Origin of the sequence: Corynebacterium sp. HMSC072A04, from assembly GCF_001809235.1 — a bacterium.
In the GTDB taxonomy this organism is placed as follows: Bacteria; Actinomycetota; Actinomycetes; order Mycobacteriales; family Mycobacteriaceae; genus Corynebacterium; species Corynebacterium hiratae.
Genome location: NZ_KV796811.1, coordinates 139,407 through 155,290 on the forward strand (window position 1 = coordinate 139,407; position 15,884 = coordinate 155,290).

Consider the following 15,884-nt stretch of genomic DNA (forward strand, 5'->3'; position numbering starts at 1 on the left):
GGTACACCCCCGAAGGAAAACTTCACGAGTGCGCACTACTCATGCCGACAACCGAAAGCCCCGGCGACTCCCACGGAGATCGATTCACTTTATTCACAGGAATCAGCTGTCGTTTCATTATGTGCGGCTCTTCCCAGATATCCAGAAGAAAAACCGCAATCTGGGTTGCTCTGCATTCGCCGAGACGCTACTGTTACATCTCGTTGGTAACAGGAAGGTCACAATCGGATAACCTCCCAGATTGAAACGTAACGTTTACTCTGGGTAGGCGATAGTGAATTGAGGACGGAAGAAGAGTTCATGCGAAGCAAGACTCAGCGAAGCGTAGGACGCCACCGCAAAATCACCACCGCACAGACCGCGAAGGGACGTCTGGCAGTGATGACTGTTGCGGCAGGCGCCGTATCCACCGCAGGCGTTGGCGGCGCAGCAGCAGGTACCATCCAATCCGCTGGCGCCGGGGAAACCAAGGCACAGTCCGTCGACTACACCCTGCAGGCAGATACCGATCCGCTGAAGAACGCGCAGGCTGCCGTCGAAGACGCAGCACCGCAGATCCTCGCCATCGCCGAGTCCAAGCCGGTCGCCGACCTAGCTACGCAGCTCGATAAGGCCATCCAGGCCGCCGATGCCCGCGCCGCCGCCGATGAAGCGAACCGCGCGCCGACCATCGCCCGCCCGGCAGAGGGTACTTTCACCTCCGGCTTCGGCCCCCGCTGGGGCTCCTTCCACTCCGGCATTGACATCGCAAATGCCGTGGGCACCCCCATCCTCGCCGTTATGGGCGGCACCGTCATCGACTCCGGCCCGGCCTCCGGCTACGGCCAGTGGATCCGCATCAAGCACGATGACGGCTCCATGAGCGTCTACGGCCACATGCAGACCCTCGACGTCGCCGTGGGCGAGCGCGTCCACGCTGGCCAGAAGATCGCCGGCATGGGCTCCTTGGGCTTTTCCACCGGCTCCCACCTGCACTTCGAAATTCACCCCACCGGTGAGGGCGCCGTAGACCCGATTCCGTGGCTCGCAGAGCGCGGCATCAACATCAGCTAAGCCACGCTTTTAAATCCTTCCTCCAGCGCTAAGGCGGTATAGGGCACTGTTGCCCTATACCGCCTTGTGCATTCCCCCACCTTCCACCCCCGCCTGCACCAACCGTTGACCGGACATAAGGTTACCCAGTAACTTACTGGGTATGTACCGAAAGATTTCCTCCCTTACCCTCCGCCAAGGAGGTGACCATGTCCGTCAAACATTCCGTGCTTGCACTGCTGAGTGAAGAGCCCGCTACTGCCAGCCACATCAAAAACCGCTTTGCTGAGACCTTCGACAACCTCTGGCCGCTCAACATGGGCCAAGTCGCCCAAACTTTGAGCCGCTTGGAGCGCGATGGCCTCATCGCCACCGACGGTGAGCTCACCGGCCCCACCGGGCGGCGCGCCACCAGCTACGCCATCACCCCCGCTGGCCGCGAGGAACTCTCACAGTGGTGGATGTCCACCTTGCATAACGACGCCATCGAGCGCGATGAGCTCGTGCTCAAAGTATCGCTTGCTGCACGACGCTCCGACGTCGACGTCATTGCCGTCCTCGACGCCCAGCGCTTCGCCACCGTCCGCCAACTGCGCGAGCTCAACCGTCAGGCCTCTGAGTTGCCTGCGGAACGCAGCGCCCAACGTTTGGCTGTTGAGCGCCAAATCTTCGACCTGGAATCTCTCTCACGCTGGCTCGACCGCGTGGAATCCCTAACCAACCCAACCACCACCGAGGAGGACCCGCGATGACCCCCAACTCCGCGCCCACGACCCAGCACATGCCGTTTCCTCTCGAGCTCGAAAACATTACCTGCGTCTTCGGCAGCGGTGCCCGCCAGGTAACTGCCTTGGATTCCGTGAACTTGCAGCTGCAGCCGGGCGAACTGGTAGCCGTCATGGGCCCTTCTGGTTCCGGCAAGTCCACCTTGCTCAACGTCGCGGGCTTGCTGCAGCCGCCAACATCAGGGCGCGTGCTTCTCGACGGCGCCGACGCCTCCCAGCTCTCCAAAGCTAAAGCGGCCATCGCCCGCCGCCGCCACTTGGGACTGGTGTTTCAGCACTTCAACTTGGTCTCCTCCCTCACCGTGGGCGAGAACGTGTCCCTGCCCCTCGAACTGGACGGACTTTCGCCTGCGCAGTGCCGCGAGGCCGCAGAGGAAGCTCTCAGTGAGGTCGGTCTCGACGGCACCATCGACCGCTTCCCGGAGGAAATCTCCGGCGGCCAAGCCCAGCGCGTGGCCATTGCCCGAGCGCTCATTGGGCCACGCAAGGTGCTGCTTGCGGATGAGCCCACCGGCGCCCTCGACACCTCGACGGGCGAAGAGATCATGAAGGTCCTGCGCGCGCGTATCGACGCCGGCGCCTCCGGCATTTTGGTTACCCACGAGCCGCGTTTCGCGGGCTGGGCCGACCGTGTCGTCATGGTTCGCGACGGGCGTTTGACCGGCGAGGAGGTGCGTTAGTATGTCCGGCATTAATGCCGCCACCCGCCCGACGAGGCGCGACCTGTGGCGCCACCCGTGGCGCACGCTAGCCGCCGTTTTGCTCATCGCGCTGCCAGTGGCACTCGTGATTGGAATGGCGCTCTTTGATAATTCCTCCGGTCGGCTCTCCGCGGCCTTGAGCTCACCCGAGCGGCAGATCAGCGCCGAGCGCTCGGACATTAGCAACGAAGACGTACCACGCTTGGCTGCCGAGGTGCTTCCTGAGGGCCTCAGTGTCAGCCCGGTCGCCACTTTTTCTAGCACGTCACTAATCCATAATGGGAAGTCAACCAACTCCTGGGTAGATCAGTTCGACGCAGAGAATCCGCCGGAGCCAGCACAGGAGGCCGTCGACAAGTTCAATCTTGGCCCCAACCAGGCAGTTCTATCGCGTTCGACCGCGCGCAAGATCGACGCCTCCGTGGGGGACGTTATCACCGTGCGCACCAACGCCCTCAGCGGTGACCACCAAGCCACAGTTGCGGCCATTGCTCCCGAAAACTATGATTTTGTCACCTCCCCCACCCTCAATGAGGCCCTCAGCGACCCTTCTTTTACAACACGCACCACCTGGGCCATCGTGGGTGATACACCGCTGACCGAGGAGGATGCCGACCGCGCCCGTGAAGCTGGGCTGGAAATCTGGGCAGCGGAGCTGCGAGATACGGACCGCCCCGATTCTGAGCCGGATTCCTTTGGCGGAATCCTGAGCAGTATTCTTTTCGTGCTCTTCTTCTTTGGCCTCTACGCCATCGCCGGATTGCTCATCCTTTTCCTTCTCACGCCCGTCTTCACACTGGCTACCGGACGCAATACACGCCTGTACGCGCTGATGTCGAGCCAGGGCGCACTACCGCGCCACATCATGTTCGCGGTGATGGCTTATGGCCTACTGATGGGGCTTATCGGCGCCACCATCGGCGTGGTTGTTGGCCTGGCAGCTTCGTGGGCGTGGTGGGCAGCCCGCTACCCGGACTTTGCCGCACGCCCGCCCTTCCTAGCTATTGGCCTTGCATGGATCGTGGCGGTGGCAGGCTGTGTCATTGTCTCCATCGTTCCCGCGTGGTTGGCGCAACGTGGTGCCCTATCCACCGCAATCCAGGGCGCTGCTCCCGACCGCCTCTTGCGCTTCCGGCGGTGGATGGCCATCGGCCCTGCATTCCTGCTTCTGCTCGTGCTATTCAGCTTCACCCCCTGGGGAAAGTACATCCCTACGGTGCTGGCTCTCTTCGGAGTCATCGCGGTTGCCGCGTCTGCCCCAGCCTTGGTCTTCCTGTGCTCCCTGTTATCTCGCCGCGGCCCACTCGCGTTGCGGCTGGCTGGACGCGGCCTGACCCGGCGCAGCATGCATGCCTTGCCGACGTCCATCGCTCTCGTTTCAGTTGCCTTCGTAGCCTCCCTGTTTGGCGTGGGCATCATGACGGATAGCGCAAAGACCACCGCCGAAGAAGAGCTCGTCATGCCGCCTACTTCTGCACTGATTGAGGAGACGACGTTTGAGCAACCAACGCAGGTGTCCACACCGGAAGAACGCGCCGCGGTAGAGGCCATCTTGCGGACCACCACCGCCCGTACGTATCCCTTCTCTGCTTTCCCCTCGTGGACGACGTCCTACAGCCTTCCAGAGGATGGCACTTTTTACGAGCTCACCACCGAGTTTGATTACCAGTGCGAGCAGGTCGATCTCAGCAAGCCGGTTGAGAGGGCAGTGTTCGTGGATAATCAGGGACGGCGCACCGATGAGTCCGAAGAGGCTCGCCAGGAGTGCGCCCACGAGTTGATGACATCGTTCCCCTATAACCCGCTGATCTATCAAAGCAGGATGGTTCAAACGGATTCTTCCCAGCTCGAGCTGTGGCAGTTCGACTCAGAAGAAGATCGACGCGCAGCGGCACAAACGTTGGATGCCGGCGGCATCGTGCTCCCTCACAGCAGCCACGTCGGCGATAAGACGCATGGAACGGTGACCGTAAAATCCTATAACCGCATTGATAGCCAAGAACCGAGCGGGACACAGGACGCGGATCTGCCGGTTGTGGAGGCCCTGCCCACTGCGGCTCGCGATGTGGTCTTGATCAGCCAGCAGGCAGCAGAAAAGCTGAACATGGAGCCCTTCTACGTGGGCCAGGCCCTTGCTTTCGACGAAGCACCGAGTGAGTCCGAGCGCGAGGAGCTGCAAGACCTGACAGCGAGCGCCTCGCAGTCGCAATACTCGCTAAACTTCGCAGTCTCTACTCCCGGGAGCTTCCGCTACTACCTGGGCCTCGGAATGGGGTTCGTCTGCCTCATCGTGCTCGCGCTCATCATTGCCAACGCAGCGAGCAGCATGCGCCAGGAAAGCACCGTGCTGCAATCCATCGGCGCCCACCCTTCGCTGATGTCCAAGGTGGCAGCATGGCAGACGTGGATGCTGGCCACCGTAAGCATGCTCTTTGGTGTGGTTGCCGGACATCTCGGCACGTACTTCTTTGCCGATAGCTCAGGATACGTTTTCTCGACGCCGCTCCATGGCTTGCGCCCGCAGGACTACTTCACCCCGGATTGGTGGCAATTCCTCGCTGTGCTCGTCGTGCCGCTGTTGGCTGCCGCCCTCGCGGCTGCGATCAACCGCAGCGACAAGACGGCCCCACTCACCGCGCGGGATCGCAGCGAATCACGTTCCCTGACTTAACAGCGCTGACCAAGTAGCAGCGCCCACAACCCCAGCGCTCTCGGCTGAAAGATTGGCCGGGAGCGCTGCACTTTTCACCCCCCAAATCTCACCCCCATTCTTTAAACCTCTACTTTACCCCTGTAACAATTTTCACTTCTTTCACATGCGCAACACGCTGGGCTGTTCGATAGTTTTTCGAACAATTCCTGGATTTACCTGCATTTTTAAGCGTTGCGCAGGGTGGTCCCGCGGGATAGTTTGTATCTCGTTGCCACACAGCCTCAGCACTCGGTTGCAACCGCACCGGCGTGTCGCGGGCTGCAAGGCGCACTGCGGCTGATACGGCCGCTCCCCTATTGCTCACAGGCTTCCGCCGCATACCCAGCGGGCCACAGCAGGACTTAAGGACGTGAAGTTATGAAGCGCACGCTCAGCGCACTCGCCGCCGTGGCGGTTAGCACCGCCACCGTGACGACCCCAGCGTTCGCCGCCGAACCGGCAGCAAGCGTGGACGTCTCCGACGGGTCCTCCAAGGACCCGTCCGCTGCCGACGTCGAAGTCAAGGAAGAATCCAAGGCCGACCTCTTCAAAGCCGTCTCGGGGCTGCTCATTTCGACAGCCGGTGCCCTCAACGGGGCATCCGTCCCAGAGGTCAACACCACGCAGGACGGCTTCGAGATCGTCCTCGATCCCTCCAGCATTCCTGGTCTCGCCGAGGCCTTCGCCCCGCAGGGCGATCACTCCGGCCTCACCCCTACTCGCGGCCAGGACGCGGACGGTAACACCGTGGTCTTTCCGACCTCCGGAACTTTCACCTCTGGCTTCGGCCCGCGGTGGGGTTCCTTCCACAACGGCATCGATGTGGCAAACCCCATTGGCACCCCCATCTACGCCGTCATGGACGGCGAGGTCATTTCCTCCGGCGCTGCCCAGGGCTTTGGCAACTGGATCCGCATCCAGCACGACGATGGCACCATCACCGTCTACGGCCACATGCCCAGTGACCAGCTGCTGGTCGACGTCGGCGACCGCGTCGAGGCCGGCGACCAAATCTCCGTCATCGGCAACGAGGGCCACTCCACCGGCCCGCACCTGCACTTCGAGGTTCACCCGGGCGGCGGCGCGGCCGTCGATCCGGTGGACTGGTTCAGCGAGCGCGGCATCCTCATCTAAAGCATCAGAGCTTTTCCATCGGCACTCCGCCGATGAGCATGAGGCGAACCTTGCCCGCTGAACCGAAGTCCACGGTGACCGTCGCCCGCGCGCCGGTCCCGGAGGCCTCGATGACCGTGCCCAGCCCGTATTTCGCGTGGTTGACGCGGTCCCCCACAACTAAATTGAGATGGTTATTCTTCGGCATCGACGTTGCCGAGGCCGGCTTGCGCGAGCGCTGCGAAGGGGAAGACGCAGCGCTCCGCGAGCCATAGCCGCCTCCACGGAAGAACCCGCTATCAGAGCCAAAGGTTCGCCCGTATTGGTAGGAATCATCTCCGCCCCACGCGCCAGACAGCGAGCTGTCTGGTTCTTCACGGCGCCAGTCGATGAGGTCCTCTGGGACCTCGGCGAGGAAGCGACTGGCCGGGTTCGTCACCGGGTTGCCCCAGGACGAACGAAGAATCGCGCGCGTGAGGTAGAGCTGTTCCCTAGCACGCGTGATACCCACGTAGGCCAGGCGGCGTTCTTCGCTCAGCTCCTTCGGGTCCCCCAGCGAGCGCATGTGCGGGAACTGTCCATCCTCCCAGCCGGTGAGGAAGACGACGGGGAATTCAAGGCCCTTCGCAGTGTGCAGCGTCATCAGCGTGACCACCCCGGATTCGTGGTCCGGAATCTGGTCCGCATCCGCCACGAGTGAGACCTTTTCAAGGAACGCCTGAAGCGAGCCCGGCGCGGCTTCACCTTCTGCTAGCTCGGGTGCTTCTTCTGCGTCCGCACCCATGAATGCCATCTCATTAGCGGCCTCAGAGCTGAACTCGCGGGCCACCGAGACCAACTCGTTGAGGTTATCCAGGCGCGCACCATCCTGCGGATCGTTGGAGTTCTCGAGCTCCGCGCGGTAGCCGGTGGCGTCAAGAAGCGCGTTGAGCAACTCCCCCAAATCCGGTTGGCCCGTCACCTCATTGACCATGCCCGGAATCTGCGCGCGCACGCCCTCCATCATCTCGTTGAATTTGGTGACGGCATTCACTGCCCTTGTACCGAGACCCGCGACCTTGCCCTCTGCTGCATCCCGAAGAGCAGCCCCAAAGCTCACGCCAAGGTTTTCCGCGTGCAGAGCGATCTGTGCTTGTGCCTTGTCACCAATAGCGCGCTTCGGCACGTTGATAATGCGGCGCAAGCTCACCGTGTCATCCGGATTATCCATGATGCGCAAGTAGGCCACCATGTCCCGGATCTCGCGACGCTCATAGAAGCGCGTGCCACCGACCACCTTGTACGGGATGCCCGAGCGCACGAAAATATCCTCCAACGCGCGCGAGGCGTTATTGGTGCGGTACATCACTGCAATATCCGAATAAGCTGTGCCCTTATCCGCCAAGGAATCAATTTCCGAGGCGATATACCGCGCCTCGTCGTGCTCATTATCCGCGACGTAGCCGACAATCTGCTCGCCCTGGCCGTGGGCTGTCCACAGGTTCTTCTCGCGGCGGCCCTCATTCTTCGCAATGACCGCATTCGCCGCGTTCAGAATGGTCTGCGTCGAACGGTAGTTTTGCTCCAGCAAAATCGTGTGCGCCTGCGGGTATTCCCGCTCGAACTCCTGAATATTCCTGATGGTAGCGCCACGGAAGGCATAAATCGACTGATCCGAATCACCCACCACGCACAGTTCCGGCGCATCCGGCGGCAGCTCGCCCCTGCCCACCAAAGCCGAGACCAATGCATACTGCGCGTGGTTGGTGTCCTGGTATTCGTCGATAAGCACGTGCTTAAAGCGGCGACGATAAAACTCCACCACCTGCGGGTGCTGATTAAAGATGCGCACTACTTCCCCGATGAGGTCATCGAAGTCCACCGCGTTCGCCGCGCGCAGGCGGCGCTGATATTCCTCGTACACGCTCGCCACGGTGAGCTCGAAAGGATTCTTCGTCCTCTCTGCCTCCGCGCGCGCCTGCTCCGGGGAGATGAGCTCGTTCTTGCGGTTGGAAATCTGATTAGCCAGAACACGCGCCGAATACTTCTTCAGATCCAGCTGCATGTCCTTCGCAATCATGGTGAGCAGCCGGCGGGCATCATCGCCGTCATAAATGGTGAAATTCGTGTTCAAGCCCGGTACGAGCTGGGCGTTATTGCGCAAGATACGCACGCAAATCGAGTGGAAGGTGGACACCCACATCCGCTCCGCGACGGGGCCGACAAGCTGGCCGACGCGCTCCTTCATCTCCGCGGCTGCCTTGTTGGTAAAGGTAATGGCGAGGATCTGCCAGGGGGCCACCCCGCGCTCCCGCATAAGGTACGCAATGCGGCGAGTCAACACTGCAGTCTTGCCCGAGCCCGCGCCGGCCACAATAAGCAGCGGCGAGCCCGAATGCGTCACAGCCTCTTCCTGCTGCGGATTTAAGCCCTCGAGCAACGGATCAGAGCCCTGACCGGAAGGGGCGTCGACGTTGCTCCCGGGCGCGGGAAACAGGCCGCCGGTGGAAGAATCGGAAGACGAACGGGGGACGAAAGGAGATTTGTTATTCATAATGCTCTCCAACCTACTAGCACCACCGGACATTGCCCCTCACCGCACTTCTGGTCGGCGTGAAAGCTGGTAATTCCCCTTTTCTCCCGGCATGGTGGCACAATCTGATGTCATGAGCTCTTCACATCCTGGCAACGCAGACTCTGGCTTGAGCCCTGAGCACCAAGACCCCAACGTCGTGGACAATGGGCTCGACATTCGCATGCCGTCGGGCACCGATGACCCGCTGAGTGATGCCGAGATTCAGCGCTACCGCGAAGAGATCAACCGCCTCGACCGCGTTATTCTCGACGCTATCAAGCGCCGCACCGACATTTCGCGCACCATTGGTAAGACGCGAATGAGCTCAGGCGGCACCCGTTTGGTGCATACCCGCGAAATCGCGATCCTCAACGAATTCCGCGACGAGCTCGGGGAGGAAGGCCCCGCCATCGCCTCCGCCCTCCTGCGCTTAGGGCGCGGCAAGCTCGGCTGATCAAACGCCGCACGGACCAGTCCCCAGCACTCGCGCCCTTAAACATGCGGTGGGTTAGGCTCGCGCCATGCGCTTTTCCTCTCGCCTGGCTGCGATTCTCGCCGCGGCCACCGCTGCGTCCGTGTTATCCGCCTGCAGCACCTCTTCTTCCGCTGAGACCACCATTTCCACCACGACGCTCGATCTTCCCGCCGTCAGCGACTCCGACCGCAGGCAGGGTTCCGCAGCATCCGGAACAACGCAAGGCTTCGAGGAGCCCCTCGACGGCGATGCGCTCTGGGATAACACCACCGAAATCCCTCAAGCGGAGCGACCGGAGCCCCGACGTAACCTGATAGCTCCTGACGCTGCCGATTACTTCATGAGCCTGGGGGTGTTGACGCCGGGTGCGCCCATCTACAACGGCACAAACGGTGGCCGGTGCTCCACCGGTCATTTCGCCGGCGATGGGCAGCGCCTCTTTATCCTCACCGCCGGGCACTGCGGGGACACGGGTGACACCTTCTATTATGAGGATCAATCCGGCAGTACGGTAGAGATAGGCCAGATGGTAAAGAAGGCCCGCAACACCAACACCGATAGCATCAACTCGGCCGACATTGCACTGATCGAAGTGTCCAACCCTGCCGCCGAAGTATCTACCGCACCGGCCTTCAATGCGCCTTTGGCCGGTTGGATGAGCCTCGAGGATGTCACGCACAAGAAGCCCACGATGTGTTTTGCCGGTTCCGCGGGAGGCGCTGCCTGCGACGATTTCATTGACCGCTTCGAAGACCAAGGGCTCTTCACCTTCGGCAGCGAGAGCGTCCCCGGTGATAGCGGCGGTCCTGTCTACGCTTCCATCGACGGCAAACTGTACGCGGTCGGTGTCTTGTCCTTTGGCAACTACGATGATTACACCGGCCCCGAAACTGGTGCCATGGAGATCGGAAACACGATGGAGCAATTCAACCTGAAGCTCTACTCCTAGCTCAACGCAGTACGGTCTTCTGCCTCGGCAGCGAAGGGATTTCTGGACTACGGTGGACACAGTAAGTTTCATGTCTGCTACCTGCCAGAAAGGCTTTTGCAATGGACATCACCGCTCAGCCGCAGTGGGCCGCGCTCACCTCGCTTTTTGAAAGCAAGAAGGACCTCAACCTGCGTGAGCTTTTTGCTAACTCCGCTTCCCGCGCCGCAGACTATTCTTTCGACGCCGCGGGCCTGCACGTGGATCTGTCGAAGAACCTCATCGATGAGGAAGTAGTCACCGCACTGGTGGACCTCGCCCGGGCTGCCGACGTCGAGGGGCGCCGCGACGCAATGTTCGCCGGCGAGCACCTCAACAACACCGAGGATCGCGCCGTGTTGCACACCGCGCTGCGCCTGCCCGTGGAGAAGGACTTGAGCGTCGACGGCCAGGACGTCGCTGCCGACGTCCACGAGGTGCTGGGCCGCATGCGTGACTTCGCCACTGCGCTGCGCTCCGGCAAGTGGCTTGGCCACACCGGACACACCATCAAAAAGGTGGTCAACATCGGCATCGGCGGCTCCGACTTGGGCCCGGCCATGGCCGCGAAGGCCCTGCGCTCCTACGAAGTGGCGGGCATTAGCGCGGAGTTCGTCTCCAACGTCGACCCCGCGGATCTCGCCGCGACTCTCGACGGCCTCGACGCCGGCTCCACCCTCTTCATCGTGGCCTCCAAGACCTTCACCACCCAGGAAACCCTGGCCAACGCTCACGCCGCACGCCGCTGGCTGATTGAGCAGTTTGATGGTGATGAGTCGGCCGTCGCCAAGCACTTCGTTGCCGTTTCCACCAACGCGGAGAAGGTCGCGGAGTTCGGCATCGACCCCCAGAACATGTTTGGCTTCTGGAACTGGGTGGGCGGCCGCTACTCCGTTGATTCCGCTATCGGTCTGTCGCTCATGTGCACCATCGGCCCGCTGGACTTCATGCGTTTCCTCGAGGGCTTCCACGCCATGGACGAGCACTTCCGCACTGCGCCTCTGGAGCAGAACGTGCCGGTGCTCATGGGCCTGCTCGGCGTTTGGTACTCCAACTTCTTTGGCGCGCAGACCCACGCGGTGCTGCCTTACTCCGAGGACCTCGGACGCTTCCCGGCCTACCTGCAGCAGCTGACTATGGAGTCCAACGGCAAGTCCGTGCGCCGCGACGGCACCGCTGTCACCACCGGCACCGGTGAGATTTACTGGGGCGAGCCGGGCACCAATGGCCAGCACGCCTTCTTCCAGCTCATGCACCAAGGCACCCGCCTCATCCCGGCGGATTTCATCGGCTTTGCTCGCCCGAAGGAGGACTTCCCCACCGCGGACGGCACCGGTTCGATGCATGACCTGCTCATGGGTAACTTCTTCGCGCAGACCAAGGTGCTGGCTTTTGGTAAGACGGCGGAAGAGATTGCCGCCGAGGGCGTGGACCCGGCTGTGGTCCCGCACAAGGTAATGCCGGGCAACCGCCCGTCCACCACGATCCTGGCGGAGGAGCTCACCCCGCAGGCCCTCGGCGCGCTCATCGCACTCTACGAGCACATCGTCTTCACCCAGGGCATCATCTGGGACATCAACTCCTTCGACCAGTGGGGCGTGGAGCTGGGCAAGCAGCAGGCCAATGACCTGGCACCGGCAGTCTCCGGCAAGGAGGAGGCCGCATCCGGCGACGGCTCCACCGATGCTCTGATCGGTTGGTACCGCAACCACCGCTAAGCACTGCTTGGCGACGTCCCCCGGCCGAACGGTCGGGGGTTCACGCGTTTTCAAGCGCAATCGGCATGCGGGATCGCCAAGGCCGCGGAGGCCCTGTGGGCGTCCGCGTGTCCTTTGTGTTGCGTGGCGGTTTACCCGCCGGGCGGTCCGAGTCCGCGTTGCGCGGCTTGATATGCCACTTGAGCGGTGATTGGTTCTCCCCAGGGCGGGATGTAGTCCACACCGCCGCGAATCCTAAACACGTAGCCAGCACCTGTTGGTTTCTCTGGGTCGTCATCATTGACGCCGTTGTGATAGGCACACAACATTGTCAGATTCGGTGGATCGGTGGTACCTCCTGCTTTCCACGGCACTAGGTGATGCACCTGGGCATAATCAGCAGGTTTATTACATCCCTTCCTGGCACAGGTGGGATGCTCGGCGCTGGCCATCATGCGCTGCTCAAACCCGGCCAAGCGTTTCATGCGGTGCAGCCATACGGGCCCGATGGTGGGGTGGATGAGGGTTACGTAGCCGATCTCGGCGAACTTGTAGTTCAGAAACTCCGCGCCGGTCATCCGGCCGCCATTAGTTAGCTCAAGCACGATGTCATCACCATCGCCGCTAACAATTTTGTCGAGCTTGTCCAAGGTGACGACCACGCTGGTGAGAACAGCAGGTTTGGTTCCGCCGTGGGATTTATTGAAGAAGACGTGGTTGGCTGCTTCCAGCAGATTGCTCTGGTTGATGGATTCCAGCACGCCGCGCATCTCAGTGACGGTCAGAGGGTCATCAGTAATGGTGAGCGAGTGCGGCCCGTCAGCGCGGTAGGTCATGCGTACCCCGGGCGTGGGGATACGTTTAGGCTTGAGTTCCTTTAAGCGCTTGGCCGCCACGGCTGGGATGTTCGGTGCCGGTGTGCCGGCAAGCTTGACCCGTAGGTTCCACGCATGCAGCTGATTCTTCAGCTTCTTCGTGTAGGCCTCGATGAGGCTCAGCGTGGCCAGGTCATGGCCTTGTTCTAAAGCTCGGCTGCGGGCCGTGCGTTGCTTACCCGTGAACTTGGTGGCGCCGAAGTAGATGTAGTTTAAGCGCGCCAGTTCGGCGGCGTCAGCTGATGAAGCGCCGAGTGCGCGTAAATGTTTCTCTCCTCCTACCGCTTGCCCCACTAAAGTAATCCCCGAGTTGCGGTAGGAGAAATAGGTCTCTAAATCCCCCATGACTCAGAACCCTAAAGTACCCCAGGCAACCCCGCAACCGGAGAGATACTCGTTAGAGCTTGATCATCGATTCCCAGCCAAAGGGGATGTGGTCAGAGTCCACGATCTTGCGGCCGAACGGGAAGCAGGTCACCGGGATCATCTTCAGGTTGGCCAGAGCCACCGGGATGCCCACGATGGTCACGGCCTGCGCCGCTGCAGTGGTGACGTGGCCGATAGCCAACCACAGGCCAGCGACAAGGAACCAGACAACGTTAGAGAACCGAGACATGCCACCGGTACCTTTGACCGGTTGAATGACGGAGCGCCCAAAGGGCCACAGCGCGAAATTCGCCATACGCATCGAGGCCACACCGGCAGGAATCGTCACGACGGGGATGCAGGCCAGGATGCCTAAGAGAAAGTAGCCCAGTGCGAGGACAAGGCCACCAGTTGCCAACCAGATGATGTTCAAAATGATCTTCATGCATCCCAGCCTAGCGACGTGGCTGGCAGTGTGAGCACCACCAGATGACGCGCTCCAACTCTCCTTCATCGCTGCGGGCGTCTACACCACCCAGCGTGGATTTCTCAATGAGCATTCCGCAGCGCCGACAGCGTTGACGGTTGCGCCCGAAAACGTAAGTTGTCTCCCCTGCCCTTTTCACGCCGGTGGTCACACGTACCGGCGAGTCTCGGTTGGCCCAGATGAGGCGACGGGAGATGGTGAGGATATGAGGGGCGTCGACAAGCGCTACAGGTGTTGCTGGATGAACGCCGGCCAGGAAGCAGATCTCGGCGCGGTATTCGTTGCCCAAGCCGGCCACGTTGCGCTGATCCAGGAGCGCCGCGCCGATGCTGCGCTCGGGGCGCGACTCGATGCGGCGAACGGCCTCCTCGAAGCCGCCGTCTAACCACTCAGGCGCGAGGATGTCTGGGCCCAGGTGCGCCATGCGCTGCTCAAACTCGCGGGCTGGAAAGACCTCGACCAGCCCTAGCCAATGCCCTACCAACTCAATATCACGCGGGGTATTCTCCATCTGCAGCACCACGCGTACGCTGTGGCCGGGCTTGCGCCAGCGGTCCCCGGCGTAGTGGATGGCCCACGTGCCTTCCATCTTGAGGTGGGTATGAAGGATGAGCTCACCCCCGAAGTCCATGAAGAAGTGCTTGCCATAGGGCCAGACCTCCTCGCACACCAGCCCGTCGAAACGCACGGTGGCATAGCGCGGCACGCGCAGGGAGGAGGAGGTTACGCGCCGGCCTTCCATGAACTGCAGCCGATTCGACAGCTGCAGTACGGAATCACCCTCGGGCACAGCAGAACCTCCTCACCAAACGGGTGCCTACTCTACCGGCGCATCCTTTCCCGCACCGAATGCCAACGCGCCCGGTTCCCACGGGGTAACCACGTGCTGGCGGGAAAGGTCTTCGATCTTCTTCACGCCGAGCAGCTGGAGGGTGTTCTTGAACTCCTCCGCGAGCAGCTCAATGACGCGGTCGACGCCTTCCTTGCCGCCGGCCATCAGCCCGTAGAGGTAGGCGCGGCCGATGAGGACGAAATCCGCACCCAGAGACAGCGCAATGGCGATGTCGACGCCGGACATAATGCCGGAGTCGTAGATGATCTCCACGTCCGGGCCCACTTCCGCGCGCACGGCCTCAAGGGCTTGGAGGGTGTTGACCACGCGGTCGAGCTGGCGCCCGCCGTGGGAGGAGACCACGATGCCGTCGGCGCCAAGGTCGATGACCTTGCGGGCGTCCTCGGGGTTGACGATTCCCTTGACGAAGAGCTTGCCCGTCCACTGCTTGCGAATCCACGCTAGGTCCTCGAAGTTGAGGCCTGGGTCAAACATGGTGTTGACCAGCTCGCCTAGTGTGCCGGTGGTCGAGGTCAGGGAGGCAAAGGTGACCGGGTCCGTGGTGAGGAAGTTGAACCACCACTCGGGGCGCCACGCGGCGTCGAAGACGGTGCCGGCGGTCAGGCGCGGCGGGATGCGCATGCCGTTACGGGTATCGCGCAGACGCTGGCCCGCCACGGGCGTATCCACGGTGACCACGAGGGTTTCATAGCCGTTGGCGGCAGCGCGTTCGATGAGTTCCTGGCAGGCGGAGTGATCCTTCCACAGGTAAAGCTGGAACCAGCGGCGGCCGCTATTGCCTTGCGACGCCGCGACCTCCTCCACCGAGCGCGTGCCCATCGTGGAGAGCGTGAACGGGATGCCTGCGTCGCGGGCGGCTTGGGAACCAGCGTCCTCGCCTTCGGCATGCATGAAGCGGGTAAAGCCGGTCGGCGCGATGCCGAAAGGCAGGGCCGCGGGCTCTCCGGCGATCTCGGTGCTCAAGGAGATGTCGTGCGCGCCATTGAGCACGTTGGGCATGAGGCGAACGTCGCGGAAGAAATCGCGGGATTCGCGGTAGCTGACCTCATCGCGGGCGGCACCGTCGACGTAGTCGAAGGCAGCCTTGGGTGTGCGGCGCTTGGCAATCTTGCGCAGATCCCACACATCAGCGGCCTCTGCCAGGCGTGCTGTCCGGCGGTCGAGGTTGGGTGCTTCGAACCGCATGAGGTTCTTGAGCTCGGACACGTTGGGCAGTTGGCGCTTTAGCCGCATGGAAACAAGACTCCTTTTCTATTGGGCTATCAGCTTTTGAGGTTAGACCCATGA

General features: G+C 61.8%; 13 protein-coding genes. 8 read left to right on the top strand and 5 right to left on the bottom strand.

The annotated features are described in order from the left end of the window. The first annotated feature begins 300 nt into the window (after positions 1 to 300). The 5 genes from HMPREF2565_RS12410 to HMPREF2565_RS12430 all read left to right on the top strand — a co-directional run bounded on the left by HMPREF2565_RS12410 (position 301) and on the right by HMPREF2565_RS12430 (position 6,344). Positions 301 to 1,053 (top strand): M23 family metallopeptidase, encoded by a 753-nt coding sequence (locus HMPREF2565_RS12410; protein ID WP_046646979.1) that lies wholly within the window; start codon positions 301 to 303, stop codon positions 1,051 to 1,053. Positions 1,054 to 1,241: 188 nt separating this feature from the next. Next, complete coding sequence (locus tag HMPREF2565_RS12415; RefSeq protein ID WP_070681943.1) at positions 1,242 to 1,784, top strand: PadR family transcriptional regulator; 543 nt, start codon at positions 1,242 to 1,244, stop codon at positions 1,782 to 1,784. Beyond that, positions 1,781 to 2,497 carry an ABC transporter ATP-binding protein gene (locus tag HMPREF2565_RS12420; RefSeq protein ID WP_049154178.1) on the top strand — a complete coding sequence of 239 codons (717 nt, stop codon included), beginning with the start codon at positions 1,781 to 1,783 and terminating at the stop codon, positions 2,495 to 2,497. Before HMPREF2565_RS12415 ends, HMPREF2565_RS12420 begins: the two co-directional genes overlap by 4 nt. A gap of 1 nt (position 2,498) precedes the next feature. Continuing rightward, positions 2,499 to 5,189, top strand: coding sequence for an FtsX-like permease family protein (locus tag HMPREF2565_RS12425; RefSeq protein WP_071407482.1), 2,691 nt, complete (start codon positions 2,499 to 2,501; stop codon positions 5,187 to 5,189). Between the two features lie 399 nt (positions 5,190 to 5,588). Then, a complete protein-coding gene (locus HMPREF2565_RS12430; protein ID WP_046646982.1) occupies positions 5,589 to 6,344 on the top strand; it encodes a M23 family metallopeptidase in 756 nt (251 codons plus the stop codon). A gap of 4 nt (positions 6,345 to 6,348) precedes the next feature. On the opposite strand, the gene pcrA is transcribed toward HMPREF2565_RS12430, so the two are convergent. Then, positions 6,349 to 8,856: a DNA helicase PcrA gene (gene pcrA / locus HMPREF2565_RS12435; RefSeq protein ID WP_071407483.1), complete on the bottom strand. Its 2,508-nt coding sequence runs from the start codon at positions 8,854 to 8,856 to the stop codon at positions 6,349 to 6,351. Between the two features lie 112 nt (positions 8,857 to 8,968). Between pcrA and HMPREF2565_RS12440 the strand changes: the two genes are divergently transcribed. The 3 genes from HMPREF2565_RS12440 to pgi all read left to right on the top strand — a co-directional run bounded on the left by HMPREF2565_RS12440 (position 8,969) and on the right by pgi (position 12,037). After that, positions 8,969 to 9,331 carry a chorismate mutase gene (locus tag HMPREF2565_RS12440; protein ID WP_070510536.1) on the top strand — a complete coding sequence of 121 codons (363 nt, stop codon included), beginning with the start codon at positions 8,969 to 8,971 and terminating at the stop codon, positions 9,329 to 9,331. 67 nt (positions 9,332 to 9,398) lie between these two features. Next, positions 9,399 to 10,301: a chymotrypsin family serine protease gene (locus HMPREF2565_RS12445; protein WP_071407484.1), complete on the top strand. Its 903-nt coding sequence runs from the start codon at positions 9,399 to 9,401 to the stop codon at positions 10,299 to 10,301. A gap of 101 nt (positions 10,302 to 10,402) precedes the next feature. Next, positions 10,403 to 12,037: a glucose-6-phosphate isomerase gene (gene pgi, locus HMPREF2565_RS12450; RefSeq protein ID WP_071407485.1), complete on the top strand. Its 1,635-nt coding sequence runs from the start codon at positions 10,403 to 10,405 to the stop codon at positions 12,035 to 12,037. A gap of 131 nt (positions 12,038 to 12,168) precedes the next feature. Here the strand turns inward: pgi and HMPREF2565_RS12455 are convergent, their stop codons facing one another. The 4 genes from HMPREF2565_RS12455 to HMPREF2565_RS12470 are packed head-to-tail and all read right to left on the bottom strand — an operon-like array spanning position 12,169 to position 15,830. After that, a complete protein-coding gene (locus HMPREF2565_RS12455) occupies positions 12,169 to 13,236 on the bottom strand; it encodes an HNH endonuclease signature motif containing protein (RefSeq protein WP_071407486.1) in 1,068 nt (355 codons plus the stop codon). A gap of 52 nt (positions 13,237 to 13,288) precedes the next feature. Further along, positions 13,289 to 13,702, bottom strand: a complete 414-nt coding sequence (locus HMPREF2565_RS12460; protein WP_049155174.1) for a YccF domain-containing protein — start codon at positions 13,700 to 13,702, stop codon at positions 13,289 to 13,291. 10 nt (positions 13,703 to 13,712) lie between these two features. Continuing rightward, entirely contained in the window at positions 13,713 to 14,534 is an 822-nt protein-coding gene (locus HMPREF2565_RS12465; RefSeq protein ID WP_071407487.1) for a DNA-formamidopyrimidine glycosylase family protein, read from the bottom strand. Between the two features lie 27 nt (positions 14,535 to 14,561). After that, positions 14,562 to 15,830 carry an alpha-hydroxy acid oxidase gene (locus tag HMPREF2565_RS12470; protein ID WP_070545548.1) on the bottom strand — a complete coding sequence of 423 codons (1,269 nt, stop codon included), beginning with the start codon at positions 15,828 to 15,830 and terminating at the stop codon, positions 14,562 to 14,564. Positions 15,831 to 15,884: the final 54 nt, after the last annotated feature.